36 protein-coding genes are annotated in these 26,047 nt (G+C 43.3%); 30 read left to right on the top strand and 6 right to left on the bottom strand.

Features of this window, described 5'->3' with window-relative positions; genetic code table 11:
- Nucleotides 1-6 precede the first annotated feature (6 nt).
- From B9Z54_RS14465 to B9Z54_RS14450, 5 genes are all read left to right on the top strand, one after another.
- Complete coding sequence (locus tag B9Z54_RS14465; protein WP_113929065.1) at nucleotides 7-1,053, top strand: DUF2268 domain-containing putative Zn-dependent protease; 1,047 nt, start codon at nucleotides 7-9, stop codon at nucleotides 1,051-1,053.
- Nucleotides 1,054-1,253: 200 nt separating this feature from the next.
- Nucleotides 1,254-1,757 (top strand): GNAT family N-acetyltransferase, encoded by a 504-nt coding sequence (locus B9Z54_RS14460; protein WP_113929064.1) that lies wholly within the window; start codon nucleotides 1,254-1,256, stop codon nucleotides 1,755-1,757.
- Nucleotides 1,758-1,959: 202 nt separating this feature from the next.
- Nucleotides 1,960-2,136 (top strand): hypothetical protein, encoded by a 177-nt coding sequence (locus B9Z54_RS24890; protein ID WP_162785229.1) that lies wholly within the window; start codon nucleotides 1,960-1,962, stop codon nucleotides 2,134-2,136.
- A gap of 91 nt (nucleotides 2,137-2,227) precedes the next feature.
- Complete coding sequence (locus B9Z54_RS14455) at nucleotides 2,228-2,542, top strand: hypothetical protein (RefSeq protein WP_113929063.1); 315 nt, start codon at nucleotides 2,228-2,230, stop codon at nucleotides 2,540-2,542.
- Between the two features lie 150 nt (nucleotides 2,543-2,692).
- On the top strand, nucleotides 2,693-3,085 hold the full coding sequence (locus B9Z54_RS14450) for a DUF4367 domain-containing protein (RefSeq protein ID WP_113929062.1): 393 nt from the start codon (nucleotides 2,693-2,695) through the stop codon (nucleotides 3,083-3,085).
- A 304-nt stretch (nucleotides 3,086-3,389) separates the two neighbouring features.
- On the opposite strand, the gene B9Z54_RS14445 is transcribed toward B9Z54_RS14450, so the two are convergent.
- Together B9Z54_RS14445 and B9Z54_RS14440 are read right to left on the bottom strand one after the other, a co-directional pair.
- A complete protein-coding gene (locus tag B9Z54_RS14445; protein WP_113929061.1) occupies nucleotides 3,390-4,412 on the bottom strand; it encodes a DUF4030 domain-containing protein in 1,023 nt (340 codons plus the stop codon).
- Nucleotides 4,412-4,927 carry a sigma-70 family RNA polymerase sigma factor gene (locus B9Z54_RS14440; protein WP_113929060.1) on the bottom strand — a complete coding sequence of 172 codons (516 nt, stop codon included), beginning with the start codon at nucleotides 4,925-4,927 and terminating at the stop codon, nucleotides 4,412-4,414. Before B9Z54_RS14440 ends, B9Z54_RS14445 begins: the two co-directional genes overlap by 1 nt.
- A 343-nt stretch (nucleotides 4,928-5,270) precedes the next feature.
- Here B9Z54_RS14440 and B9Z54_RS14435 point away from each other — a divergent pair, with 343 nt between their 5' ends.
- From B9Z54_RS14435 to B9Z54_RS14370, 15 genes are all read left to right on the top strand, one after another.
- Entirely contained in the window at nucleotides 5,271-5,810 is a 540-nt protein-coding gene (locus B9Z54_RS14435; protein ID WP_113929059.1) for a GNAT family N-acetyltransferase, read from the top strand.
- A gap of 84 nt (nucleotides 5,811-5,894) precedes the next feature.
- Nucleotides 5,895-6,353 (top strand): GNAT family N-acetyltransferase, encoded by a 459-nt coding sequence (locus B9Z54_RS14430; RefSeq protein ID WP_113929058.1) that lies wholly within the window; start codon nucleotides 5,895-5,897, stop codon nucleotides 6,351-6,353.
- Nucleotides 6,354-6,476: 123 nt separating this feature from the next.
- Nucleotides 6,477-6,986: a GNAT family N-acetyltransferase gene (locus tag B9Z54_RS14425; RefSeq protein WP_113929057.1), complete on the top strand. Its 510-nt coding sequence runs from the start codon at nucleotides 6,477-6,479 to the stop codon at nucleotides 6,984-6,986.
- 16 nt (nucleotides 6,987-7,002) lie between these two features.
- Complete coding sequence (locus tag B9Z54_RS14420) at nucleotides 7,003-7,473, top strand: NUDIX hydrolase (protein ID WP_113929056.1); 471 nt, start codon at nucleotides 7,003-7,005, stop codon at nucleotides 7,471-7,473.
- Nucleotides 7,474-7,878: 405 nt separating this feature from the next.
- Nucleotides 7,879-8,334 carry a YndM family protein gene (locus B9Z54_RS14415; RefSeq protein ID WP_113929089.1) on the top strand — a complete coding sequence of 152 codons (456 nt, stop codon included), beginning with the start codon at nucleotides 7,879-7,881 and terminating at the stop codon, nucleotides 8,332-8,334.
- Between the two features lie 219 nt (nucleotides 8,335-8,553).
- Nucleotides 8,554-8,709 (top strand): hypothetical protein, encoded by a 156-nt coding sequence (locus tag B9Z54_RS25280; protein ID WP_187444428.1) that lies wholly within the window; start codon nucleotides 8,554-8,556, stop codon nucleotides 8,707-8,709.
- Between the two features lie 355 nt (nucleotides 8,710-9,064).
- The gene (locus tag B9Z54_RS14410) at nucleotides 9,065-9,370 is read left to right on the top strand and encodes an antibiotic biosynthesis monooxygenase family protein (protein WP_113929055.1); all 306 of its coding nucleotides are present in this window, start codon (nucleotides 9,065-9,067) and stop codon (nucleotides 9,368-9,370) included.
- Nucleotides 9,367-9,759, top strand: a complete 393-nt coding sequence (locus B9Z54_RS14405; RefSeq protein ID WP_113929054.1) for a hypothetical protein — start codon at nucleotides 9,367-9,369, stop codon at nucleotides 9,757-9,759. Before B9Z54_RS14410 ends, B9Z54_RS14405 begins: the two co-directional genes overlap by 4 nt.
- A gap of 321 nt (nucleotides 9,760-10,080) precedes the next feature.
- On the top strand, nucleotides 10,081-10,425 hold the full coding sequence (locus tag B9Z54_RS14400; RefSeq protein ID WP_481747797.1) for a GntR family transcriptional regulator: 345 nt from the start codon (nucleotides 10,081-10,083) through the stop codon (nucleotides 10,423-10,425).
- A gap of 37 nt (nucleotides 10,426-10,462) precedes the next feature.
- The gene (locus tag B9Z54_RS14395) at nucleotides 10,463-11,359 is read left to right on the top strand and encodes an ABC transporter ATP-binding protein (RefSeq protein WP_113929053.1); all 897 of its coding nucleotides are present in this window, start codon (nucleotides 10,463-10,465) and stop codon (nucleotides 11,357-11,359) included.
- Entirely contained in the window at nucleotides 11,346-12,089 is a 744-nt protein-coding gene (locus tag B9Z54_RS14390; protein ID WP_113929052.1) for a hypothetical protein, read from the top strand. Before B9Z54_RS14395 ends, B9Z54_RS14390 begins: the two co-directional genes overlap by 14 nt.
- Nucleotide 12,090: 1 nt before the next feature.
- On the top strand, nucleotides 12,091-12,789 hold the full coding sequence (locus B9Z54_RS14385) for a hypothetical protein (protein ID WP_113929051.1): 699 nt from the start codon (nucleotides 12,091-12,093) through the stop codon (nucleotides 12,787-12,789).
- A 342-nt stretch (nucleotides 12,790-13,131) separates the two neighbouring features.
- Nucleotides 13,132-13,626: a sigma-70 family RNA polymerase sigma factor gene (locus B9Z54_RS14380; RefSeq protein ID WP_113929050.1), complete on the top strand. Its 495-nt coding sequence runs from the start codon at nucleotides 13,132-13,134 to the stop codon at nucleotides 13,624-13,626.
- A complete protein-coding gene (locus B9Z54_RS14375) occupies nucleotides 13,623-14,711 on the top strand; it encodes an anti-sigma factor (protein ID WP_113929049.1) in 1,089 nt (362 codons plus the stop codon). Before B9Z54_RS14380 ends, B9Z54_RS14375 begins: the two co-directional genes overlap by 4 nt.
- Nucleotides 14,699-15,007 carry a hypothetical protein gene (locus tag B9Z54_RS14370; RefSeq protein ID WP_113929048.1) on the top strand — a complete coding sequence of 103 codons (309 nt, stop codon included), beginning with the start codon at nucleotides 14,699-14,701 and terminating at the stop codon, nucleotides 15,005-15,007. The genes B9Z54_RS14375 and B9Z54_RS14370 overlap by 13 nt, the downstream gene beginning before the upstream one ends.
- A 23-nt stretch (nucleotides 15,008-15,030) precedes the next feature.
- Here the strand turns inward: B9Z54_RS14370 and B9Z54_RS14365 are convergent, their stop codons facing one another.
- The gene (locus tag B9Z54_RS14365; protein ID WP_113929047.1) at nucleotides 15,031-15,225 is read right to left on the bottom strand and encodes a hypothetical protein; all 195 of its coding nucleotides are present in this window, start codon (nucleotides 15,223-15,225) and stop codon (nucleotides 15,031-15,033) included.
- A gap of 950 nt (nucleotides 15,226-16,175) precedes the next feature.
- Complete coding sequence (locus B9Z54_RS14360) at nucleotides 16,176-16,853, bottom strand: CPBP family intramembrane glutamic endopeptidase (RefSeq protein WP_162785228.1); 678 nt, start codon at nucleotides 16,851-16,853, stop codon at nucleotides 16,176-16,178.
- A gap of 121 nt (nucleotides 16,854-16,974) precedes the next feature.
- Between B9Z54_RS14360 and B9Z54_RS24885 the strand changes: the two genes are divergently transcribed.
- Both B9Z54_RS24885 and B9Z54_RS14355 read left to right on the top strand, forming a co-directional pair.
- Nucleotides 16,975-17,121 (top strand): hypothetical protein, encoded by a 147-nt coding sequence (locus B9Z54_RS24885; protein ID WP_162785227.1) that lies wholly within the window; start codon nucleotides 16,975-16,977, stop codon nucleotides 17,119-17,121.
- 220 nt (nucleotides 17,122-17,341) lie between these two features.
- A complete protein-coding gene (locus tag B9Z54_RS14355) occupies nucleotides 17,342-17,782 on the top strand; it encodes a GNAT family N-acetyltransferase (protein ID WP_113929045.1) in 441 nt (146 codons plus the stop codon).
- A 21-nt stretch (nucleotides 17,783-17,803) separates the two neighbouring features.
- Here the strand turns inward: B9Z54_RS14355 and B9Z54_RS14350 are convergent, their stop codons facing one another.
- On the bottom strand, nucleotides 17,804-18,562 hold the full coding sequence (locus B9Z54_RS14350; protein ID WP_113929044.1) for a hypothetical protein: 759 nt from the start codon (nucleotides 18,560-18,562) through the stop codon (nucleotides 17,804-17,806).
- A gap of 144 nt (nucleotides 18,563-18,706) precedes the next feature.
- Between B9Z54_RS14350 and rlmD the strand changes: the two genes are divergently transcribed.
- From rlmD to B9Z54_RS14320, 6 genes are all read left to right on the top strand, one after another.
- A complete protein-coding gene (rlmD, locus tag B9Z54_RS14345) occupies nucleotides 18,707-20,080 on the top strand; it encodes a 23S rRNA (uracil(1939)-C(5))-methyltransferase RlmD (RefSeq protein ID WP_113929043.1) in 1,374 nt (457 codons plus the stop codon).
- A 130-nt stretch (nucleotides 20,081-20,210) separates the two neighbouring features.
- The gene (locus tag B9Z54_RS14340; RefSeq protein ID WP_113929042.1) at nucleotides 20,211-20,903 is read left to right on the top strand and encodes a response regulator transcription factor; all 693 of its coding nucleotides are present in this window, start codon (nucleotides 20,211-20,213) and stop codon (nucleotides 20,901-20,903) included.
- A gap of 97 nt (nucleotides 20,904-21,000) precedes the next feature.
- On the top strand, nucleotides 21,001-21,924 hold the full coding sequence (locus B9Z54_RS14335; protein WP_113929041.1) for an ABC transporter ATP-binding protein: 924 nt from the start codon (nucleotides 21,001-21,003) through the stop codon (nucleotides 21,922-21,924).
- A complete protein-coding gene (locus tag B9Z54_RS14330; RefSeq protein WP_113929040.1) occupies nucleotides 21,917-22,666 on the top strand; it encodes an ABC transporter permease in 750 nt (249 codons plus the stop codon). Before B9Z54_RS14335 ends, B9Z54_RS14330 begins: the two co-directional genes overlap by 8 nt.
- A gap of 22 nt (nucleotides 22,667-22,688) precedes the next feature.
- Nucleotides 22,689-23,597 (top strand): sensor histidine kinase, encoded by a 909-nt coding sequence (locus B9Z54_RS14325; protein WP_113929039.1) that lies wholly within the window; start codon nucleotides 22,689-22,691, stop codon nucleotides 23,595-23,597.
- Between the two features lie 429 nt (nucleotides 23,598-24,026).
- Nucleotides 24,027-24,884 (top strand): malate synthase, encoded by an 858-nt coding sequence (locus B9Z54_RS14320; protein WP_113929038.1) that lies wholly within the window; start codon nucleotides 24,027-24,029, stop codon nucleotides 24,882-24,884.
- Nucleotides 24,885-24,932: 48 nt separating this feature from the next.
- On the opposite strand, the gene B9Z54_RS14315 is transcribed toward B9Z54_RS14320, so the two are convergent.
- A complete protein-coding gene (locus B9Z54_RS14315; protein ID WP_113929037.1) occupies nucleotides 24,933-25,328 on the bottom strand; it encodes a hypothetical protein in 396 nt (131 codons plus the stop codon).
- A gap of 71 nt (nucleotides 25,329-25,399) precedes the next feature.
- On the opposite strand from B9Z54_RS14315, the gene B9Z54_RS14310 reads away from it, so the two are divergent.
- Together B9Z54_RS14310 and B9Z54_RS14305 are read left to right on the top strand one after the other, a co-directional pair.
- Nucleotides 25,400-25,588: a hypothetical protein gene (locus tag B9Z54_RS14310; protein ID WP_113929036.1), complete on the top strand. Its 189-nt coding sequence runs from the start codon at nucleotides 25,400-25,402 to the stop codon at nucleotides 25,586-25,588.
- Entirely contained in the window at nucleotides 25,566-25,772 is a 207-nt protein-coding gene (locus B9Z54_RS14305; protein ID WP_240189931.1) for a hypothetical protein, read from the top strand. The genes B9Z54_RS14310 and B9Z54_RS14305 overlap by 23 nt, the downstream gene beginning before the upstream one ends.
- The last annotated feature ends 275 nt before the right edge of the window (nucleotides 25,773-26,047 follow it).

Raw genomic sequence — 26,047 nt, 5'->3', positions numbered from 1 at the left:
ACAAAAATGAAGCGATTCGCACTTATATTGATATTTTCTAGTATGTATCTGCTGGCAGGTTGTTCTGCAGAGGAGACCAATGGTGAAAAGAAAGAGGAAGCCACCATGCAGTCCACGGAAGCTGCCAAGATGAAGAGTGCCGATATGGGTGCTCAGAAAGCAGCTCCCGTCGAGTTCTCAGAAAATGACCAGACATTCCGCATTCTTTCTATTCATGATGAAATTCTTGAATACACGGATACTGTCCTCGAGGATTCTTCTTTAGTGAAAAAAGACGTCTACACGGATAAGGTCGTCATACCGCTTGAACAAAAACTTTCAGACGTAGATGCCAATCTCTACACGGATTACTATACGTTTTTATCACCCAATACCAACATCGAAAAGCTGCAGGCATCGGCTGCCGAGATGAAGGAGCAGCAAGAAAGAATCAATGGATTGGTTAAGGAAGCGGCAGGGGCTGCAACGGGCCTTTTGGCAGGCACAGATAAAACAATCCTAGTAATACCGGCGGATCCCACGAATGTTTTCGTGGTGGATAAGATGGAGGGGGTCACAGGCGGAGCATTATCTGAAAACCTAATCCTGTTACAAATAGATCCTTCCTTCAATGAAGATATTCTCAAATATGCAGTGGCTAAGTTCTATTTATATGCTACGCAAATGGAGTATGGGGCCAACTACAGTGAAAACCTAGTGGAGGCATTTGTGGCGGATGGAAAAGGTGATGCATTTGCTTCACTCGTCTATCCCGGCGTATCCCCAGCCTGGACGGAGCCTTTATCACGAAGGATGAAGGATAAAGCCTTCGAAGAGTTAAAAGAGAGTGAAAATGAGTTTACGGATGGGCTGTACGCGGAATTTAACGGGTTTGCCAGAAGAGGTATCCCGTTATGGACCAACTTCAAGCTCGGTCTTGAAATCACACAGAGTTACCTGGAAAATCACCAGGATATGTCCATTGAGGAATGGACACAGCTGCCGCCGGGAGACATTATTGCGGGCAGTGATTTTACAGAGGAATATAAGGATCTGCAAAACATTACAGACTAGTGTTTCAGCGAGTTGGAGGGGGCAGCATGAAGACATCCAGTTTCATCGGCCGCTTCCACTTTTGCAGCAACGAAAAAGGTAAAACAGAATGATACGCTCATTGAGCAGAACAAGGAAATCATCTCTCGTTTGGATGACATCAAGAACAAGTAACTGTCTTAAACAATCGTTTGGTTAAAAATTGAGAGGGGAGTCCTGCAATGGCGATTCAATCAGAAAGGCTGGTATCCCGTCCCTATACAGATAAGGATTTCAATTTTCTGGTCACGTTATTGTCCGACCCTGAAATGATGAGGTTCATTGGGAACGGAAGTACAAGGGACGACCAGGGCAGCAAGGAATTTCTCGCTTGGATTTATCGTACATATGAAGCAGGAGAGAGTCTGGGCTTACAGGTTTTAGTACGGAAAGAAGACGGAGTGCCAATTGGTCATGCAGGGCTGGTTCCGCAGAAGATTGAAGGAGAGAACGAGCTTGAAATCGGCTACTGGATCGCCAGGAAGTACTGGGGAAATGGCTATGCCACAGAAGCCGCAGCGGCTCTTCTGGAACACGGCCGCAGCACCCTGGGAATCCAGCGCTTCATCTCGCTGATTCAGCCGGGCAACGCAGCTTCTGCGCAAGTTGCACAAAAAATAGGCATGCTTCTGGAAAAGAGGATTGTGCTCGGTGGAAAAGATGTGAATGTTTTCTCTATAACTTGAAACAGGAAAGCCGCCCATCCAACTTAATGGCTTCCGTTTTCGAGTGCTTTATTGTGCACAACTGACCTATGGATTGGCTGCTCTATATCATTATTAGTAATTATCCGGTAAGGGTGGGCAAAAAAGGAAGCTGCTGCCCTTTATTTATATAAGTTGTCCTAATCACCTTTATGTCTATGACGTTAAGCAAGGGGGAGAGATTTTGACAAAAAATAAAATGATGATACTTGCTGTTTTTTCAATAGGCTGTATATTACTTCTTGCTTATAAAGTCATTAGCAATCAGGATTATTCCTACTTAATAGGAGTGGTTAGCATAGTTGTTATCTTCTTTATCAAGAAGAGAGGGCCCGATAGGAAAACTGAACGTTTAGATTAAAGAAAGTTTTTGCTGAACAAGCAGACGCCTTTTGTTAAAGTAGTGGGCAGGTTATAGATGAAATTGTTATTTCTAAAGGTGAGGTGAAGAAATGACTATATGGAAAGCGTATTTAGTTACAATAATTGAAATTATTCTATTTCTAGTTTTTGGATTTTTACTAACTGAAAATTTTCTAAAAAATATTTATGAAGGTGCTGGAATAAGATTTATAGGCAATGTTTGGGTTGTATGGTTTGGTTTATCTTTTATGCTTTTTGGATTATATACAATCATACTCTCCTCTGTAGCAAAAGAAAGTCGATTATTGAAGGAAAGGTTAACCTCAAAAACATTTTGGGTAATAGTAATTGCATCTGCTATTGGGGTATTTGTTCCATTTTTTTTAGGAGAAATTCCTTTTTAAGTCTTCATCAGACGTGGGCGTTGGAGATAGTAAAAATGAAAGAACATATTCACTGAGCGGTTGCTATTATGCAATTCGCTTTTTTAATTTGAAAAGTAGAGTATTGGGAATGATATTGTATAAACATTATAAGAGAAACGAGGTAGTTTGATGAAACTTATTTCAAGTTTATTGCTAATTTTATTTTTCAGTACTGTTTTCTCCTCAATAGCCTTAGCTAAAGAAATTAAATATAACCACAATAGCATCTCAGTAGCTGAAGTACAGGAAGAATTGAATTTTAAAGTGCTCGTTCCAAAAGAAATTCCTGAAGAGTGGACTTTGGAAATAAAAATTCGCAATAACAAGGAGGAAAATTCAAACGGCATTAAATTGCATTATATGGATGAAAATGATGAAAATTTAATACTGGGAATAGAAGAAAAAAAGATCTCCAAAAGCGCGATCAGTAAATTGGAAGAAGAGTTTTCAATGAGAGATAGAATAAAAGTAAATGATGCCCCAGCTTATTATCAAGAATGGGCTAACAGTGGAAATAGTTAAATGGAAAGATAATAAGCGGGGGACTTTTAACTTGGATACAAGATGAGACATATGTGCAAATGGACAGTTCTTCTCTATCGAAAGATGAAATGGTTGAGATTGCAAGAACTATCAGGTGAACCGCACTTGTATCTTCCGCTAAAGAGGGCTTTAAAGGGAGATCCCTCAATACAAGCAAAAGACTCGTCAAATAACGAGTCTTTTTAGCTTCTATCTGCTGCCAAATAAGGTGTCAAATTCATGGCCTTATAGCTTTAATGTTTAATTTTAGCCCCTCAAAACCAAATGACAGCCTTTCCGTTACTCAATAATCAGCTTCCAATAGTACTTCCCTATTCTTACTGTAAATGACAATCGTATAAGGGTCATCCCCAACGGCTTCTTTTGCTTCCTCTGATTGGATGAATTCATTAACCGTTTTTTCTGTTCTTTCTGCCAACTCTTTTGCATCGCTGTCAGAAGCAGGTAGCTGGAGAGTGATGAAGATCGTCATTGGCTCTGGATGGTTGGAGTATCCGACCCCTTTGACCTTATAATCTTTTCGGCCCATCAGGCCATCAGAGATGGTGGTGATGACCGGCTGCCATCGGCCTTCCTGCTCCTGTTTGTCCATATCACTTTTGGTAAGAGTAAGTTGCACGGGTTCCAGACCTGCCTCTTGAATCAGGTTATCCACGATGGATTTCAACTCTTCTGTTCTAGTTTCTGTCTCGGGGATCTGGAGTTCGAGCGTTTTTCGCTCGTTTGTATAGGATCCCCCAACTGAAAGGATGTTAAAATCGGATTCTTCCAAGCCATCATGGATGACGTTCAGCAGGTTCCTTGTCATCTTTTCATCCTGTTCCTGTTCGGGTGTGGGCACGAAAGGTTTTTGATGGTACACATCGATTGTAAGAGCATCGTATCCATGAGCGGCGAGCAAGTCTTCCACCCGCTCTTCGATTTCTCCTTTTACACTTTTGTAGTAATCTTCAGACCCTGTAACAGCCACTGTGAACTCTTTCTTTGGATGATAACTCATTCCTGTGGCGTCTACTTTGTATTCTTTCCTCAATTCTTCGCTAATCGTCAGAAAGGCCGGTTCCGATTCGAAAATCTGGTTCAAAAACGGAATCTTCGATGCAACTTCGGCCATGGCTGGTGAGACAAAGGCAGAACCTATGAACAAGCAGAAGAGAGCGGCAGCTGTACCTGCAGAATAAGCAGATTTTCGCGCGAAACTCCTCCTCTTCTTTTTTCCGCGCCGGATGGCCGAATGGATTGCCGCGTCCAGTTTTTGCTCGGGAACAGCTATTTGCTCAACTTCATTTTTAAAGGACTCTTTCATTACATACACTCCTCTCTTAAATCGATTCTCAGTTTGTTGATTGCCCGATGCAGGTTCGTCTTGACCGTTCCTTCAGGACAATCCAGCATGTTCGCAATTTCATTGACCTGCAGGCCCTTGTAATAGCGAAGGATGATGACGGTTTTATACTTTTCCTCCAGGCGGTCCAGGGCATCTACCAGATCAAGGTTTTCCGCGATAGGCACCTTTTCATTGGTTTCATAACGCTCGATTTCCTCAAACGGAATGATGTTCTTGTTTTTCTTGATGTAGTTGAGTGCAGTATTAATGAGGATCTTGGTCAGCCAGGTGGTGAAATAATCTGGTTCCTTCAATTTTTTAATTGAGACGTAAGCTTTATAAATCGTTTCATGAACAATATCAATGGCATCATTTTCATTTTTCACATAGAGATAAGCCATTCGGTAGAGCTTGTTCTTTTCCTCTTCAACAAGTTCCTGGAATGCTTTATCATTGCCTCTTTTGGCCTTTTTGACTTTTGAAAGCTGCGGCATTTCAAGTTTCCCCCTCTCTTTACAACCGTTAGACATCAATTCTATGTAAAACGTTTCAAAGAATTTTTTTTATGTAAAAAAGGCATATCGTGATAAAAGCTCGAATAGTAGTTTTATCACTTATTTTACATGGAGAGGTGCCTTTTTGGTGGATTCATTTGTGAAAACTGATCGTGAGAGTCGTGCAGCCCCAATTAGTGGCAGTTGGCTGTAGATGGTTTTTAAAAAGGCGTTTTCTCATAGATTGTGGCTGTTTAAAAGGAACGGATTTCCGCTCCAATCCTTCTACGTAAAAAAATTAAATATAAAAAAGAGTAATTACAGAGAAAAAGGAGAAACGAATATGAAACCTAACACTTTACCAAAAGTAAATCTGAGAGAATTATCAAAAGAAGACGTGGAGGACCGCTATCAGTGGTGCCTTGATGTGAGTGTGACGCGCCACCTGAACATGCCCAACAAGTATCCGCCGTTCACCAGGGAGGAAACCCGGCAGTGGATCGATATGTGCATCAGCCGCAGCAACGGCTATGAACAAATGGCGATCGAGACCGGGGACGGGATCCATATCGGCTGGGTCGACTTAAAGAACATTGATAAGCTCAATAAGCATGGAGAGCTGGGGATTGCCATCGGTGATAAAAAGTATTGGGGAAAAGGATACGGAATGGCGTCGATGAAAGCCATGCTGGAGTATGGATTCACCAAGCTGGGTCTCAACAAAATCTGGCTCCGTGTGGAGGTCGATAACGAAAAGGCGATAGAGTCCTACAGGAGAATGGGGTTTGTCGAGGAAGGCATCCTTAGGGAGGACCGCCTTAGGAGTGATGGGTATGTGGACAGGCTCAGGCTGAGTATCCTGAAGTCTGAGTTCCAAGCATAACAGATTCTAATGCCCGGTCATTAGAATTCGGTCATTAACTCTTTATCCTGTAATGGTTACAATAGCATGTGAGGAGGGATTTCAATGAATCTTACATTCAGAGAAGCCGGGGAACAGGACGTCGACACGATTGTGAAAATGCTTTCTGATGACATCTTGGGCAGCAAGAGGGAGCGTTATGAACATCCGCTTCCGGACAGTTACATACAAGCCTTCAAAGCGATTGATAAGGATCCCAATAATGAATTGATTGTGGCTTGCCTTGAGGGGGAAGTCATTGGCGTCCAGCAAATTACTTTTACACCATACCTGACTCACCAGGGCGGCTGGCGGGCAACGATTGAGGGAGTAAGAACTTCCTCGAGGGTCCGCGGTCTGGGAGCAGGGACGGAAATGATGGAGTGGGCGATTCAGAGGGCAGAAGAAAGAGGCTGTCATCTGATCCAGCTGACCACAGACAAACAGCGTCCCGAAGCGCTCCGCTTCTATGAAAAAATAGGATTTGAAGCAACGCATGAAGGGATGAAACTGAAGCTGAAGTAACTGCTGTTTTCGAATTTTATTGTAAATTCCTGGAGCAGGTTTTTTCCGGGAATCTGTCTTAAAAATTCATATTAAATAGCAGAAAAGTTTACGAAAAGAGCTTACATAAAAGGGGAAATAGTTATGATACATATTTTAAAAGCGGAGCCGGAGCATGTGGAGGGAATTGTAAAAGTCTGTTCAGACGCGAACCGCGCAACCTATAAAGATATCTATAGTGAAGAATACATCGAGCGGGTGATCAAACAGTACTACACGTCTGAGAGAATTCTGGAGGAAGTCAGTGGTTCAAGCAGAAATTGGGGAGGCTACTTTGTGGCTCTCGATGAAGGTGAAGTGGTCGGCGCAGGCGGCGGCGGAATGACCGGTGATACGACAGGAGAGATTTATGTTCTGTACATGGCTCCCGACAGGCGGGGTGAAGGCATTGGAACTCAGCTGCTAGAAGCAATTACGAGGCAGCAGAAGGAAGAGTTCCAAGCCGGGGAACAATGGGTTTCCGTCCAGCAAGGAAACACGAAAGGAATCCCTTTCTATGAGGCAAAAGGCTTCACCTTTAAACATGAGGAGCCCGGTCATGGGAATGAAGAAGCAGAAAACTATATTTCCTTGAGGTTCAGCCGGAAGATTTAAAGGGGTGGGAAGCTAGATGGAATTGTTAAAGAAGACCCATCGGGAATTTGGAGTTTATGCCATTTGTTCGGAAGGTGATAAGTTATTGGTCATCAACAAAAGCAGAGGTCCCTATATCCATGGTTTGATCTTCCGGGTGGAAGCCTTGAAGCGTGAGTTTACAGAGGAAACAGGGCTTACGGCTAAAATCAAGGAGCAGATAGGCGTACAGGATTTTATATTTCCTTGTGAATGGAAGGAATTCAGCCATGTTCATCACATTGCGGTATTCTATTTAGTGGAGAGGACCGGAGGCGAGTTAGCAGAGCCCGAACAATTTGACGGACAGGATTCATCAGGGGCGGAATGGATCTCCAAAGAAGAGGTAACGGCTGAGAATTCGTCACCGTTAGTCGTAAAAGCTATGGAATGGCTGCGGAACAGAGAAATAGACATGGAGACACAGCATTTTGAAACCTGGGAAATCCAAAACTCTAAGTCAGAATGAAATATGTTCGAATCAAAGCAAGCTCAGGAAAGCCTGAGCTTGCTTTTTTCATCCTCTTTTATCTAACCGCCTGACATTAGCGGGAGACGTTGGGCCTGTTGGAGTAGTACTCGAGGAAGGAAGATACTCGCCGGCTACGTAAGGACCGGCCGGAAGTTGATAATAGGGGTATTTTTGTTTGACTTTATCGATATCCAGGAACTTCTGTAAAAAGTAGTACTTATAGATATGAGGAGGAATGTAAGGCGGGAAATAGGGCGGGTAAAAAAACACTCTCACGGCAAGTCGCTCCATTCTTTTTTACCAGTATATTTCGAGGCTTTGAAAAGGCATGGACGGATGCCCGTGCTGAGTGTATAGCCTTTCTGCCCTTTAGACAACATAAGGGGAAAAGGAGTGGATGATTTGAGACATTTAAAAGCTTTTTTTGTAAAATTTACTGCCTGTTTTGCCCTTCTTGCACTCATCCTAGGTGGAATTTATGGTGTTACTCTTGGCGAGGTGTTTATGATTTCAGTGGTCCTTGGAGCAATTGGCTATGCAGCGGGAGATTTATTTTTGCTGCCGAGGTCAAATAATAGAACAGCTTCACTAGCCGACTTTGGTCTCGCGTTTGTCGTGATTTGGGCAATGCTGGCCAACATGACACCTGTTGAAAATGTGCTGCTTCCGTCACTGCTGGCTGCTGCAGGCGTGGCGGTTTTTGAGTACTTTTATCACAAGTATCTGTACCGGAGTGTGCTGGGAGACCGCATTGACACTGCTGATCGAGCTCAGGGGAATCTTCAATTACAGACAGAGACTTCGGAAGAACTGACACCGGACAAGCGGGATATCCGGAATGATGAAGGAGATAAATAAGCAGGGGGCCTCTCTGAAGAAACACCGTATAACAAATAATGGAAACTGTAAAACAGAGTTTGAAATATCAAAATACTGGGAACATATCTCTCAAAGCAGAAGCACTTTTTAAACTAAGAGTGCCAAGCTTGAGATTTTAGAAGCAAACCGACTGTCAGATAGAGTGCACATTGTTGTCAATGCCAAGGTCACACTAATGAACAGAAAGGGTGAAAAGTCATGAAGGAAAGAAACCCGATCAGCAGCACAGAGGTACCGCAAAATCGCGATGAGCTATTCGGACTTGATAAGCAGGAAAGCCTGCAATCCGCTAACTTTGCCACCAACGAGAATTCCTACCTGAATGAGAATTATCAGGACGAGCTCGAGGAGTAAGCTATATGTGAAAAGGACGGCTCTTTCAAAGAATCGTCCTTTTTTTGGTCAGGCGCTTTACTGCTTCACCGCACGACCAGGGACAGTCACTTTTCGCGCGGTGAAGCAATAAAACGATTAATTGATGAAATGAGTGAGAGTATGGCTGAAAGAAAGAAAAGAAAAAGAAAATTGATACAGGCACCGTCGCACCGTCAATTAAGTGCCTGCAATTGGTCGCCGGTCCTGGTCAAGGCCAAGCCGTTGAGGACTGAATCCATGCGGACAGAAAGGGCGCCCCGCATTTCCCGGCACTGAGCCTCTATGGTAAAGTTAAGAATAGAATCAGAGAGACAGTGAAAGGGATGAGAGAACCTTGTATATCGTACACTCAACATTTGTCGTGCCGGATGAAAAGGCGGATGAAGTCATTTCGATCTACCATTCGCGTTCCCGTTTAGTGGATGAAGCGGATGGATTTCAGCGTTTCCTGCTGCTGCAGAATGAAAAGAAGCCGGGCGAAATCACCGTTCATATGGAGTGGGATTCCAAGGAGCAGTTCATGACCTGGATCCAAAGTGAGGACTACAAGCGGATTCATGATCTCGAAAAGAAATATCCTGATCAAGAGCTCGCCTCCATCATTCCATCCATCCACAAGTTCAAGGTGGTCGCAGTATGAGCGATATCGGAAAGAAATACGACGAGGTCATCAGCCGCTCAGTGAAAGAAATTTATGTGAAGTACCCTGAACTGGATGAAAAATTTGGTGAGCGGGGCCGCCAAAAGTGCTATGAGGACAATGTGTATCATTTTCAGTACTTGGAAACCTCGGCCGGACTCGATTCCGCTAAAGTATTTACAGACTATGCACTGTGGCTCAACAGCGTCCTGGTCAGTCGCGGCATGTCAACTGACCATCTTATTGATAACTTCCGCAGCATTATCACCGCGCTTGAAACTTCTCCTGAAGTCGAGAATGGCGATAAGTTCACTGACCACCTTCACCAGGCCATCTATGCACTCGAAGAAAGTGATGGAACGGAAGAAGTGGACCGTCCCAGTTTGTAAAACTACATATATTGATACAGACACTGAATCCCTTTTGGATTTAGTGTTTTTTTGTCCTCAGGCTATCCGCCGGTTAAAGCCTCTTCACCGATAATAGTCCAAATCTCGCTGATAAAAAGCAGAAACCGTTACCGCGATAAATCCCATAAAGCCGCCGATAAACACCGCTCCCTAACTCTGCCGCATCATCCCGCATAACCTGCCCAAACGCCAAAAATAAAAACCTTTTACCAAAATAACCCTTGCCAAATCCTGAGAAATAGAATATAGTACATTACATCAGTAATGCACTAAGGAACGTGAGAAAGAGGAGGTGCTCGTTTGATCCTGAATTCTGATAGCATCAAACCAATCTACATCCAGATTGCCGAGTGGCTGGAGACGGAGATCCTCGGAGGAAGTATTGAAGAGGACGCGAAAGTTCACTCTCAGTATCAATTGGCAGAAATGCTCAACATCAATCCGGCGACTGCGGCCAAGGGCCTGAACCTGCTCGCTGATGATGGAATCCTATATAAGAAGCGGGGGCTTGGCATGTTTGTATCGACAGAGGCGAAAAGCATCATCCTTTCAAAACGGAAAACCAAACATTGGCGAGATTGGTGGAGGAATTGGTCAAAGAGGCTGAGCACCTGCATGTCGGTGAAGATGAACTGGTCGAGATGATCAGGAGCACCAAGAGCAAATTAAAGGGGGAAGGAAAATGAATGTAGTAGAGTGCCGGGGACTTGTGAAACAGTATGGACGGAAGAAGGCATTAAAGGACGTCTCTTTCATTCTTGGAAAAGATAAAATCACAGGGTTGATCGGACGCAACGGTGCAGGCAAAACTACGCTCTTGAAAGTGATTGCCGGATACATTAGAGAATCTTCAGGAGAAGTTCTCGTTTTTGAAGAAAAACCATTCAATAACCTGAAAGTGTCGGCAAACATGATTTTCGTTGATGACGAAATGAATCTTCCCCCGACCATGACCCTGGAGGAAATCCTGGAGACAGCAGAAGATTTCTATCCTAATTGGGACAGGGATCTGGCCGGCCGGTTGTTTGACTATTTTTCCTTCCAGCCCTATCAGTACCATAATGGCCTTTCGAAGGGAATGAGGAGCACGTTCAATATGATTCTTGGACTCTCTGCCCGAACACCTCTCACAATTTTCGATGAACCGACAACTGGGATGGATGCGGGTGTACGGAAGGATTTTTATCGTGCCCTTCTCAAGGATTATCTTGCTCATCCGAGGACGATCATCCTGTCGAGTCATCTCCTGAACGAAATGGAGGACATCCTTGAAGACATTTTATTAATAAAAGAGGGAGAAAAATTTCTGCACATGCCGGTCGAAGAGCTGAGGGAATACGCAATTGGCGTCAAAGGAAAAGACGCTGCCATGCGGGAATGGCTGGAGAATAAAGAAATCATCCATGAAACGAGCCAGAGTATGGCCGGGACCTTTGCGGTGGTCCGCAACAATTTTTCAGCCGGTGAATTTGAAACAGCGAGACATGCGGGCCTGGAATTTTCGCCAGTCACGGCAGATGAAATTTGTACATTCCTGACCAGCTCTACAAAAGGGGGAATCGATGATGTATTCAACTGAGGTTAGTATGTGGGATGTTGTGAAAAAGCAATTCCGCTTTAAGTGGAAGTCGTTTCGGGGGATGTTTACCTCGCTTATCGTGCTGGAACTCATCGGTATTTTACTCTCCTTTAATGGTGATGGGATGAGCGGAGGAGGATCGAATTATTTCGATCACACCTTAACGTATTATAGCGGCAATATCCTATTCGGCTTCGTGATGATATGGGCATTCATTTCTGCCATCCTCATGACTACCAGAGGATATCGTTACGATGATTATTCCTTCGTGACCGACAAATTGACCAGCCATTTTTCCAATATCTTATTTTTGCTGGCCGCAAGCTTCCTGGCGGGATTTACTGTACTGCTTGCCAATCGTGTTGTGATTCTGATTGTCTATTTTTACCAGGATGAAGTGAGTATGACCGGACAGCCGCTGACCGTCGAAGGAGCTGTTTCCGGAATGATGGGCATTACTTTATATATCTTCATGCTCGGTTCTTTAGGATATCTGGCAGGCAGCCTGGTTCAAGTCAGCAAAACATTTATCCTGATTTTGCCGGCTGTGATTATCGGAGGGATATTCTATGAAGCAGCCCTTACCCGTAATCAAACGCTGGTGCCAAATGTTTTCAGCTTCTTTGGGATGGAAAATTCGATTATGTTGTTTTTGCTGAAGGTCCTGCTGGTCTCCGGGCTCAGTTGGCTTGCGGCCATTGTGACTTCTATGAGATTGGAGGTGAAGTAGGATGTTTTTTTCCTCACTAATGTCCATCTTATTTATCGCCGGCATCCTTGTTTTGGTTTTCTTTTTGGCTAAACCTGCTTCAAAGATATTTCTTAAGGGCAGAAGGGGCAACTGGGTGTTTGGCAGTTATATGGCGCTCCTTTTTATAGGAGCTGTCATATCCTATCTGGTTCCGAACAATCCTTATGGAAGTGAACCTTTAACAGAGGAAGAGATGAAGGTTCAAGAGAAGAATAATGAAGAGCTTTATAGTCTGGTATGGAAAGGCAGAATAGATGAAGCTAAGGGAGCTGTTCTGCATAAAGATTGGGAGCTGAAGTATGAGGGGGATGAGTTGATGGTCCCTTATGAAGATGGAAATTATTATCTTCGTGTGCTTGTTGAAAGGACCGATCGAGGCGACGGAGTCATTCAAGCCGGCCACTATTCCGGCACAACATTCATTGATAATATAGACGTCACCTCGAAGGTGCCTTCGCCAGAGCTGAGAATTGTTGATGGCAACCTGCAGATCATTCCTCCTGCTCGAGTGGAGGCGAAGGTTGCCAAAACTGGTTATCCTTATCCTTTCCATCAATTTGCAGACGGCTATAGAATGTTTGAAGATAACCGGGGTTCCTTCTATGGAAGTGAGATTCTTTACTTGCGTGTCCCTTCAAATGTGAAGGTGAATGGGGAAGTGGAGTATGTTGGGAGTTAGTTAGTCAGTTGGTGCGATTTTTAAAACTGGCTCTTTTCGCAAAGATTATGGTTGTTTAAAAATAATGGACTTCCGCTCCAATCCTCTTAGGTAAAAGGCTGGAGGGCAAATTAGCTTTATTAAAAATAATCTTTCAGGAAAGAGTCTCAAAAAAAGAGACTCCAAAATTTTATATAGATGAAATGACAAAGATTATCATTTATAAAAAAGGTGATATCCAAAAGAGAATGGTTCCACACTTCTAAAAAGAAGAGGAGGGGCCATTCTTTTTTAGTATGATAAATAAAGAAGGTGCAACTTTTTCCAGTCTTTAGCCGTTATTTAAGTGAAAGGAGGGGAGATATGGATATTCAACAACTGTATAAGCTGTATATTCAGGATGTGTATCGATATCTTCTCTCCTTGTGCAGGGACAAGAGCCTGGCAGAAGATCTTACGCAGGATACATTCGTAAAAGCTTATACTGCCTTGGAAAATATCGAGCCGGATGCAATGAAATCCTGGCTGCTGAAAATCGCATACCATACGTTCATCGATTACGTCAGGAGGAGCAAGAAAGTGACCTTTGAAGAGCCGGACTATTTTACAGGTTTTTCAGAAGGAGGTTCGGCTGAAGATGAGTTCCAGAAGATAGCTGACAAAGAGGATCTTTATCAAAAGCTGGACCGTCTTAAGCCGCTGCAAAAGAAAGCCATCATCCTCTGTGATATACAAGGGTATTCCTATAAAGAGGCAGCAGCCGCGCTCTCCATAAAACAAAATACCTTGAAATCCCACATTTTCCGCGGAAGAAGCCGGTTGAAGCTGTTTTATAAGAAGGGAAGTGACGAAGAATGAGTGAAGAATGGAAGAAGAAACTGAAAGCTTATTATGATGGAAATCTATCAGAAGAAGAAGCCGATGAGATGGAAAAAGAATTAGAGAAATTGGATATGTACCAGGAAGTCATCTCAGAAGAGGTAGGGGGCGAAACGGAGAAGGAGGGCCTGCCTCCCGAGAAGGTCAGCGAAATCCTGAAAGAAAGCGTCCGGAATGCACGGTTCTCTCTCATTTCTTATGTGACCATGATCATTCTTCTGATTCTCCCGATTATGACGATGGCAAGCTATATTTATTATGGATGGGGAAATCGAGCGAACGAGTTGATCGATGTAGCGGCCCAAACCATCTATATAACAGAGCCTAATGTCAGCCTTGAAGAAATGGACATTGAGGAAAAAGTGGGTTTGTTCACCCTGGATGTCAGCATGGACCTTTATAAAAGAGTAGGGAAAAATGATATAAAGCTTGGTGACTGGGTTGTCTCCTATGACCTGGATAAGCCGGAGTTTCCGGAGAGAAATTACATCATCGAGAACCCGCCGGAAGAAATTCCTTATTTTGATGATAAAAAACTGTATCACCCTGATGCGGTAGTGACTAACAGTGAGAATGATCCTTGGGGGACTCTGGAAAAATTGCCTGAAGGGACAGTGGCGGAAGTATATGTATCGTTACGGGAACTTAGGGAGCCTCAACAAATGGCTGATCTAACGGAGGACCTTGATGTGGAATGGAGATGGTATGCCATTGATACCGGCCTTGAAGCGGAAGGCAAAAGTCTCGAAGGCGGATACCTGCCTCCCATCGGATTTCCGGCGCAGACAGACCCTGATGCTTGGTCGCCTTATCATAACCAGCAGCCGAATGAAGAACAATTCATGCAGAGTCTGAAATTCCTCGAAAAATATGAGGAGCAGGCGGTAAGAATCTCCCATGCCAAGTGGCTCGACCTGGACTACCGCATTGATCACATTGAAAAAGAAGGCCTGTATTCCTATGGAGGTGTCCTCACCGGACCGGTCAAGGAAATCTTAAAGATGAAAGACAATGAATCTGTGCGCCAGATACAAATAGGAGAGGTGAGCTTATGGAACTGGTAAAAAAGAAAACGTCAAAGACGAAAGAAACCAGGCTCGGTGTCTATTCATTTGTCTGCGCGTTAATGTCCCTTGCCTACCTGAACATATTCCTCATAAGAATGGATGAAATGGGAGCGCTGTTTAACTTCTTCTTCATGTACCTTCCTATAATTGGAGCAGGGCTGGCCCTGTTCAGTTTTATCAGGATTCGCTACAAAAAAACCTTTGCACTGTGGGCGCTCGGATTATATGCTTTCATTTTCATCTGCATTGTGGTGATTTTCTTTTTCGGCTTCACCATCAATGCCAAACCATAAAAACTCGCCTCTCCGGCGAGTTTTTACTCATTTTTGTCGGTATGATCCTTTAATTTAGCCAGGTTGGCTATCAGGCCGACCAGCCCGGCAACCGCGAAGATCAGCGGCAATGCCGTAAACTCCTCTGTCCGCTCCTCAAATCCCAGACGGTAAACGCCATACGAAAAGATGATGAAGCTCCCAATTAACGCTATGCTGAGTTTCTTCTTGGTGTTCACACCATCACTCCCGATAGTAGTAATGAGGTCATTTTAACATTATATGGGGATGCGGGCAGATTTGAGGTTTTTATGTTAATCAAACGTTTGATTAATATTGGATGGCAGCATTGCTGCGTAGGTATTGTGGAGATTTGGAGCTTATCCGCCGATTTATGTACCCGCCGCGGAAGAGTGGATACATATCTAAGTGGAACCTGGTCCACTCATGTACCCACCCGGTAAGAGTAGATACATATCTAAGGGAAAAACGGTCGACATATGTATCCACCGCCGAAGAGTGGGTACATATCTAAGGAGAAACGGGTCCACTTATGTACCCACCCGGTAAGAGTAGGTACATATCTAAGGAGAAACCGGTCCACTCATGTATCCACTGGGGCAGAGTGGGTACATATCTAAGGAGAAATTGATTCACTCATGTATCCACCCAGGAAGAGTAGGTACATATCTAAGGAGAAGCGGGCCCACTCATGTATCCACCCAGAAAGAGTAGGTACATATCTAAGGGGAAACGGGCCCACTTATGTACCCACCCGGTAAGAGTAGATACATATCTAAGGGAAAAACGGTCGACATATGTATCCACCGCCGAAGAGTAGGTACATATCTAAGGAGAAACGGGCCCAGTTATGTACCCACCCGGTAAGAGTAGATACATATCTAAGGGAAAAACGGTCGACATATGTATCCACCGCCGAAGAGTGGGTACATATCTAAGGAGAAACCGGTCCACTCATGTATCCACCGGGGAAGAGTAGCTGCATATCTAAGAAAAAACCGGCCCACTCATGTATCCACCGAGGAAGGGTAGATACATAACTAAGGGGAAACCGTTCCACCCATGTATCCACCGCTGAAGAGTGGCTACAAAACTAAGGGAGAACCCGTCCACTCATGTATCCACCATCCTGGAAGCACTCAGCTAAACTAAACCAAAAACATTTTCACTAAAAATAATGATAAAGCTGTGTCATATATAAATTCCAAAGAGAATGGGCTGCAATTGCAGGTATGAGCGACTTTGTTTTATAGACTGTATAAGTTAAAAGAAGTCCACCGATCAAAATGAAGATCCAGGTAGCTGAAAAATGAATGAATGCGAATAAGACGGCGGTGATGCTGATGGCCCAGATTGGCTTCAGTTTTTTTAGCAAAATCGTCAGCAAAATTCCCCTGAACAAAATCTCCTCCCATATAGGAGTAAGTAATGTGGTATAAAGGGTGGATCCTAAGCTGAAGGCTTCAACCCGCGGGTTGGTTAAGTAATAGATGTTCACTCTGTCCAGCACCACCTCATAGTGGATACAAAATTTTAAAAGCAGATAGGGGGTCAAAAAAGTAAGCAGTATAAGAAGATAGCTCTCGGGCTCTTTCATCGCCCTGAAGTTAACCAAGGGAGCAATGAGCTGCCGAACCGGTTTAATAGATAACGTAACGGCCATGAAACAGGCGAACCAAATGAATCCTTGAGCTCCATTGAAAAGGTTACTTGGCAATGACAGCTGGCTGATGAAGTAGCCCGTGGCTGCAAGAATTAACAGGTAAAGGATCAATGTTAAAGGCTTTAGTGAGGAATTCCCTTTTATGAGGGATGTTTCTTTGTTTGCCTGTAATGGGACAGACATAAGTACTCTCCTCCTTTGTGGTAAAATAATACAATTTAAGTTTACCATAAATTTAGGAGGTGTTAGGTGTTTCATAGAGATCCTGACGGGAAAACAGATAAAAAGTCAGGAGGGATGTTCCATGTCAGGTAAAGAAGAAAAGAATGAAAACCTACGAGATGTAGAACGTGACTTTCAAGAAGAAAAGAAGAATGAAAGTATAGCAGACCAGAGCAGGAAGCCTGATCAGCAGAATCGTCTGAAGGATCAGGAAAACTTAAGAAGATAGAATCGAAAAAGGAGATAAAGCCAAGCCGGTTTTATCTCCTTTTTAATGATAGAAAAGTATAGTATCATAAAGGAGCCTGGCCATCAGGCAATCTTTGTTAAGGGAGGCGTTCAGTATGATGAAAAATAACTATGTATTCAACAATTGTAAACACAAGGGGATCACGCCTCATTAACAAAGATTAAGAAGCGCTCCCCAAAATCGGAAGGGGAAAAATAAGATGAATGTAAGAATCGAAGAAATCAATGCAGAAAACTGGTATGACTGCTGCAAGCTTGATTTGACTGAAGAACAGGCAAGCTACATGGAATCCAATGCGATTTCCATCGCCCAGACAAAATTTGAACCATCATTGAAAGCCTATGCCATTTTCTATGACGAGAGAGCTGCTGGTTTTCTCATGTACAACTCTGTCAAAGAAGAACTCGAGGGGTATTGGATCTATAGGAGCATGGTGGATAAAGCATACCAAGGAAAAGGGATAGGGAAAACAGCTACCGAGCTTATGCTGGATGAAATGGCGAAGCTGCCGGACGCAGATAAGGTTGTTGTCGGCTATCATCCGGATAACAAGGGAGCGGATGCCCTTTACAAGAGCCTTGGCTTTGTGGACAACGGAGATCGATTTGGCAGGGAAATGGCTGTTGTAAAATATTTATAAATAGCGAATGAAGGACGGCTCTTATCTCCAGGGCCGTCCTTTTTTCTTTAGAAACGGATGGTTGACCACATCCGCTTTGTAATCCAGGCGCGTATCCCTATCTACTTCAATGACCTCCAGAAAATCATTCGCCCTTAGATTATTGAGCATTCGTTTGCTTCCGCCAAATAAGGAAAAGTCCAAATCAGGATCTGTATACAGGCACCAGTCCCTGTTTTCATTCCACCAATAACTCGGGGAGCCGACATGTTCACTGCTCTCATATAAATTCAATACGCCATCCAGATCACCGTAGAATAGATAGCCGTTTCCATGAGACTCGTTATAATAGGCAGCTGCAAGCAAGCTGTACTGAAAATAGCAGGAATCAGATGTGAAAGATTTTATCAAGGGGATAATTTCCTCTAAGGTTTCCTTATCCATGGTCCCTTCATGAGGAAAGAGCAAATACTGAGGTCCGCTGCCGCCATGAAGGTGAACAATAGAATGAGAGCTAATTTCTTTTGTGTATATTAAATTGTATTTTAAGGCTAGATCTTTAAACCATATCCTTTCTCCTGTCTCAACTTCAATATCTTCACCGGGAACACATTCACTCCATAAGAGTTTTTCATCTGCTATTTTCAGGTTTCGGTAAAAAGGATGCATGATTTTACAATAATGACTGAATCTATTGGGAATGAAATTAAGGACACGGCTGCCATTCCATTTGTCAAAGTCTACGGGTTCTGTCTCAGCGGCTATCCAGTGAAAAGGAGCAAAATCAGATAGTTTTTTCATTGAAACCTTCTTCCTCTGCAGGGAGATTCATGTTTTTACCTCACCATAAAATTTACCAGTTGGGCGGAACTTACAGCTTTTCGCAATCAACGGTTCAATTATGGTACAATCAGTTACGACAAAATGAGCGAAGGAAGTAATACGATGAGCAAAAGAGCACCCGTTAACAAAAACGATTATATAGAGGATGCCTATTTCGAGGACCTGACCCACGACGGAAACGGGGTCACGAAAGTCGACGGCTATCCATTGTTTGTACCGAATGCCCTCCCTGGTGAGCGAGGAAAAGTGAAAGTCGTGAAGGCCAGCAAAAACTATGGCTTCGGCAAATTAGTCGAGCTTCATGAGGAAAGCCAGTACCGTCAAGAGCCGCCATGCCCGATTTATCATCAATGCGGAGGCTGCCAGGTTCAGCATATCTCCTACGAAGGCCAGCTGAAGGCAAAAGAAAAGCATGTCCGCGACGTCATGGCTCGTATCGGCAAGCTTCCGGAAGTGCCGGTCCACCCGACACTGGGAATGGAAGATCCATGGAGATACCGCAACAAAGCAGCCGTTCCGGTAGGAGAAAGAGAAGGCGGTCTGGTTGCTGGTTTCTACCAGCAGCGCAGCCACGAAATCATCGACATGGACCGCTGCATCATCCAGCATGAAAAAAATGACGAGATCGTCCAAAAGGTAAAAGAAATCTGCCAGAAATACGGAATCCGTCCATATAATGAAGAAAAGCACCGTGGAACACTAAGACACATCATGTCCCGTTACGGATACCAGACAGGCGAAGTCATGGTGGTTCTAGTGACACGCACTGCAGACCTTCCGAATAAAGATAGAATCGTCGAAGAAATCGTGGGCTCCATTGAAGGAGTAAAGTCGGTCATCCAAAACGTGAATTCTAAGAAAACAAACGTCATCATGGGAGACCAGACGGATGTCCTTTGGGGAGAAGAAGTCATCTATGATTACATCGGAGACGTCAAGTTCGCGATTTCAGCTCGTTCCTTCTATCAGGTCAACCCTGATCAAACAAAAGTGCTCTATGAAAAGGCGCTGGAATATGCCGACTTGAGCGGAGATGAAAATGTTATCGACGCCTACTGCGGAATCGGAACCATCTCTCTGTTCCTTGCTCAAAAAGCAAAAAAGGTATACGGAGTCGAAATCGTCCCGCAGGCGATAGAAGACGCGAAGAAAAACGCTGAACTGAACGGCTTCACCAACACCGAATTCGAAGCAGGGCCGGCAGAAGTGGTTATCCCACGATGGTACGACGAAGGAATCAAAGCAGACGTCCTTGTTGTCGATCCACCGCGGAAAGGCTGCGATGAAGCCCTGCTAAACACGATTTTAGAAATGAAGCCGCGTAAGGTTGTGTATGTATCATGCAATCCGGCGACTCTCGCACGCGATTTGCGAGTACTGGAAGACGGCGGGTATAAGACGCTGGAAGTGCAGCCGGTGGATATGTTTCCGCAGACGATGCATGTGGAGTGTGTGGCGCAGTTGATACTGAGATAAATATATTAAAAAGGGACAAGGTGCTGCCTTGTCCCTTTTCGTGTATCCAGGATAACATCTCTGCCTCGCCCCCTTGACATCCCCCAAATTTAAATAAATGATAGGGTTAATAAATATAAGGGTGATTCCAATGAAAGAGTCCATAAATATCTTAATAATCGAAGACGACGAGGACATCAACCGCCTGCTGTGCAATATTGTGAGGAAGAGCGGCTATTCGTCAAAGCCCGCCTATTCCGGTACGGAGGCAATGATCTATCTGGACAGTGGGAAGTGGGACATGGTCCTGATTGATCTGATGCTCCCGGGGTTGTCTGGGGAAGAGATATTGAAAAAGGTAACGAGTGAGAGCAATATTCCTGTCATCATCATTTCGGCGAAGCTTGAGACTCAATCCAAAATTAGTGCGTTAAGATCGGGTGCTGATGACTACATAACAAAGCCCTTTGATATTGAAGAGGTATCTGCCAGGATTGATTCATGTCTCAGAAGATATCGTGATCTTACAGGTACGCCGATGACGAATCAATTGACCCATAAAGATATTGTTTTGGATATGGAAACGAAGATCGTGACTGTAAACGGAACTCAACTTAAGTTGACTGCGCGGGAATATGAAATTTTACTTCTGATGATGTCTTCTCCTAATAAGGTTTTTTCCAAGGCGAATCTGTTTGAGAGCGTGTGGAATGAAAAATTCTACGGAGATGACAATACGATCAATGTCCATTTGAGTAATATCAGGAGCAAGCTGGCGAAAGCTAATGGAGATGAAGAGTACATTGAGACGATCTGGGGAATGGGCTATAAACTCAAATCTTAAGGTTTTCTTAAGAATTCACTTAAGAGTTTCTTATGTTTTCCTTCTTATAGTATAGAAGTGTTGGAAGTTGAATTATGACGTAAGGAGGAAACTCTGAATGAATGAGTATGTATTGACAACGGGCCAGTTGTCGAAAAAATATCAAAAGAAGATGGCGCTTGATAAAGTCAGTGTAAAGATAGAAAAAGGCTCTATTTATGGGTTCATCGGTCAGAACGGTGCCGGGAAATCAACGCTGATCCGGGTGGTAACCGGGCTTGCGTATCCAACCTCGGGGACATTTGAATTGTTTGGAAAAAATAGTGAACGGGATATCATCGATGCCAGAAAGAGAATCGGCACCATCATTGAAGGTCCTGCTTTATATCCTCAGATGACGGCCAAGGAGAACCTGGAGGCACACCGTCTTTTGAGGGGAATACCAGGTAAAGAGTGTATCGACAAAACGCTTAAGCTGGTAGGCTTGCAGGATACTGGGAAAAAGAAAGCCAAGAATTTTTCTTTAGGAATGAAGCAGCGTCTCGGCTTGGCGATTGCGTTATTGGGTGATCCCGAGTTTCTAATCCTGGATGAACCCATTAATGGATTGGATCCTATGGGGGTTGTGGAAGTCCGCGAACTGTTGAAGAAGCTAAACAAAGAATATGGCATCACGATTTTGATTTCGAGCCATATTTTAAGTGAGCTTCATTTATTGGCCACCCACTATGGAATCATCCATAAAGGAGAGCTGCTGGAACAGTTATCTGCTAAAGAGCTTCATGAAAAATGCCAGCAGTACTTGCATATCAAAGTAGATGATCCAAGCAAGGCTGCGACTATAATAGAAAGCCGTTTAGCAACACAGGAATTTGAAGTGATGCCGAATGGCACGATCAAGCTGTTTGCCTCAGTAGATTCACCAGGAAAGGTCTCTAAGATCTTAACTAATGAAGGCTTGGTCATCGAAGAATTCATGCCTATGGGTGAAGATTTGGAAAGCTATTTCAGCCGCCGAATCGGGGGTGTGCATCATGGGTAACTTACTGAGAGCAGAGTGGTATAAGTTAAAGAAAGATCGATCATTCCGATTCTTGACATGGATGCTGCTAGCTGCTGCGGTGCTGTTTCCTCTTATAGAATTTGATAATGGTTCTGCAGGCCTGCCAGCAGTTAACGATTACTATATTGAAAGTATTCTTGGTCCTCATGCTAATATCGTAAAACTTATCCCGAGTATACTCGCCGGGTTCTTTATTACAAGTGAATACTCCACGGGGACGATGAAAAGTATTGTGTCGTCAGGTAAAAGCAGGCTGCGTATCTACTCAGCAAAGCTGATTGTGTTTTCACTTGGAACAGTTATCATTTCATTGGTGCTGCCAATTGTGATGACAGCGGCAAGTGCGGTCTACTTTGGTTTTGAAGGCATGCCGGAAATGGCCTATTATCTCCAAACAATAGGATTGATTATTTTGTATGGAGCTGCCTTTGCATCCATCATGGCGATTTTTTCGATTCTGTTTACCGACAGCGGAAAAACGATCGGGTTTCTTCTGATGTTCTTTATATTTGCCGATTGGCCGCTCCAAATGCTGGCAGCCAAAGTCCCAGCGTTTGAACCGATCATCAGTCATTCTGTTTTTAAACTGATTTACGACATCAGCATTGTGAACAGCTTGAACAGCAGCGACATGGTTTTCATAGTAGTGATTCCCATTCTTACGTTCCTAGTATTTTGGGGTGTAGGAGTCTTTATTTTTAAAAGAAAAGAAATTAAGTAACCAAGAAAGCGGGTGAGGTCAAATGCTCTACGTATTCATAATCGTCATGATAGCTTTCTCGTTTGTCCTCACCCGTTTCTATCTGCTGAAAAAAGAGATTAAGCATACAACTCGGCAACTTAGGGATTTAAACCAAAATAAAACGGCCAAGAAGGTCGATATCAGCTATAATGATTCCCATTTTGAAGAACTGGCGAAGGAAATCAATAACCAGATTGACCTGACGAAGCAGGCGGAGGCAGTCAAGCGTTCCACGGAAAACGAGTTGAAGCAGGCTATCTCTCATATTTCACATGATATCCGCACTCCCATGACATCGATCTTGGGGTATATTCAGTTTTTGGAATCTGATGAAATTAGCTCTGAGTTGAAGAAGGAATACATCGAAACGATAAAAAATAGCGCAGGAAGATTGAAGATCCTTCTTGAAGATTTTTTCGAGCTGTCAATTATTGAACAAGCGGACTATCCGTTGAGAATGGAGAGAGTCCGATTCAACGATTTGATTTTAGAGACGCTGCTCGGCTTTTATGAAGAATTCAAGAAGAGAGACATAGAGCCGGAAATCCATATTCCAGACGATGATATTATGGTGATGGCCGATTCCTCTGCTGTTAAAAGAGTTGTGGAAAACCTGGCAGTCAATGCGATCCGATACTCAACCGGTCATGTAAACATCAGGCTTGAAAAAATAGATGCAGCGGTTCAGCTGAGGATTTCCAACTCCGTCGATAAACTTAGTGAAAAAGACGTCACCCACCTGTTCGACCGTTTTTATAAAGCTGATCAGACCCGGACAGGAAAAGGCACCGGACTTGGACTACCGATTGCGAAAAGCTTGATGGAGAAAATGAACGGAAGTATTTCAGCTGATTTAGAGGATTATCAATTGACCATGGTCTGTGAATGGAAAGGTGAAAGCCATCAATAAAGTAATGGATTACACAAAAAGGGACAAGCCCGCCGGCTTGTTCCTTTTTCATTATTTGGAGCGAGGTACCTGTCCCTCAGTTCCGCTATGTTGGAAAGTAAAATTATGAAGCTGAGCATCAAAAAACAAGCCTAGTGCTTGGCTGTTTTTTATCACGAAATGCACGAAGTTTCCTAAGCGAAAACCAACCTAATCAGGGTGCAGACACGCGTTGCGGAATTGAACAAAACTACATTTTAACCTGCGTTAAAATACGTTGTCAAGAATAAATTTGTGTTTTTACCTAAAAAATGTTATAATTGGCTCTAAGTTGTTTTTTTAAAGCGATCGTTCTTAAATATCTTTATTAAAACCGAAAAGAAATTCAAACAGTTTTGTGAGCTTTTAAGGTAATAGTACCCGAGTTATTACACAAGGAGGACTAGTATATTGAATTTAATCGATAAGAAAGTTACACATAAGCGGTTTGGCATGGGGAGTATCGTTAAACATAATGATACGGTCATTGAAATACATTTCGCATCGGAGAATAAAAAGTTTGTCTACCCTGATGTGTTTGGGGAGCATCTGCAACTGCATGATAAAAGTGCAGCTAATTCACTTGAAAAAATTATAGAAGAGAAAGAAACGGAACAGAAAGAGATTGAAATGAAGAAGGAAGAAGAGAAGGAAATTCAACGGAGATATCAGGAGCTTCGTATGGGACATGAAAAGCTTATGAGAAACCATAAACTTCATCCTGAATCCCAAATGGTGACCTGGTGTGACGAAGAAGAACAGAACACTGTCTTTTCTGATTGGAAGGTTTCCTCTGGTGCAATAAAAAGCGGTGCTAACAAGGGCAAGCCCAACAAACCGATCCGCTTGCATCAAAACAGCGCTGTCCTGCTGACAGAGATAGATTCCAGTAAACCAGAACAAGACAGACGGATTCTTGGTGTCTTCATGGTGAAAGATGGTTTCATCGGTAAGCTGTGTGAAGATGGATCGATTCCTGCTCATGAGGAATACAGACTGCAGCTGACAGAACAAGAAGCGGATCAGATGCTGTTCTGGAAATACTATGTCAATGAAAAATCTCCTGATAAAATGACATGGAATACAGGGAAGTACCGTTATTTTAATAATGTATGGATGGCTCAGATCCTGAATGATATCGTGTCATTGAAAAGTGACCCGGAAGAACAGAAGCAGGCACAGCAATTCCTGGACCATTTCTGCAGAATGAATCAGATTGTGGAGCAGGATCTGCCGAAGCCTAATGGTGCATTGGTGCGAGCTGAATAAAAAGACAAAGGATACCGCTCTTTTGGAGTGGTATCCTTTTGTTAATATTTAATTTTCCTCGTTCTCCTGCATCTCCTCATGTGTAATGCCAAAAGGAGCGCCGCCCTCGGTGTATCCCGCGATAAAAGCAAATGTTTCATCAGAATCAATTAAATCCTGCAGTTCACGCGCTTCCTTTTTCCTCTTTTTGTTTTCTCTTTGCTGTTTTTGAATATCTATTAATCTTTTTATTTGCGCTCTCTCTTCACTGCTTATGGTAAAACCAAAACTCGTCAGTTCCTTGAGCGAGCTCTTCAAGTTAAGGCGAAACTTCTTAGAGTAGGCCTTTACAATATTGTCTCCTTCATACTCGCGCACCCAGGAGCTCGCTATCTCTTGTCGTTCGTCCTTCGTTAGCCCCCAATTTTGTTTTTTCTTGCTTTTGCGTTTCATTTTTTTAGCCATATTTCATTCCCTCGTTAAAGGATTTCTCCCTATAAAAGCTAATAAGAATAATAGTAATGGGAGAGTGTTTAATGGTTAATTATAAATTGAAATCTCACCTATTGGAAGTGGTGGTTAATCAGTTGACGATGAATGACCCAATGTCAGCAGGTTTTGAAATCAATGAGTCAAAAGAAATGATTGCCAGTGTTCTGACTGAAGAAATGTCTTACATGATGAAAAATGAAGAAGTCTTTGATGAAGAACGCTACGCAGAATAACTGTCGAGGCTGCCGGGTCTTCTCAAAGGATATTATGACAGGGAAGCAGCTGATGGTCCGAAACCTGAAAGAATTGGACCATCAGATGGCAGGAATGAACCCTGTCCATGCGGCAGCGGGAAGAAGTACAAAAAGTGCTGCGAGAATTAGGGAGGCGTTGCAGCTCCTGAACATTTTCTTATAATGAAAATCAAAGGAAAACCCGGGATAGGATGCAGATACCTAGTTCCGGGTTTTTGGTGTCTGAAAAGTTTTTTGTTAATATGTCTTCCGATTAAACTTGCATAGACATTTAAGATACACATTACTGCACAAAATAAGGCAACCAACACCATACACTTCATAAATGCGGGGTGTAACTAGTATGAAAGTTGCAAATGCACACATAGAAAAGAGAAATATTGTCTTAGATTACAATTATTAAATCAAATACTCATCCCTCTGTCCCACTATCATGGG

The organism is Bacillus sp. P14.5 (genome assembly GCF_003316765.1).
GTDB lineage: Bacteria > Bacillota > Bacilli > Bacillales > Bacillaceae_B > Rossellomorea.
The sequence above is the reverse complement of the archived record's forward strand: the minus strand, read 5'-3'. Positions and strand labels throughout refer to the sequence as shown.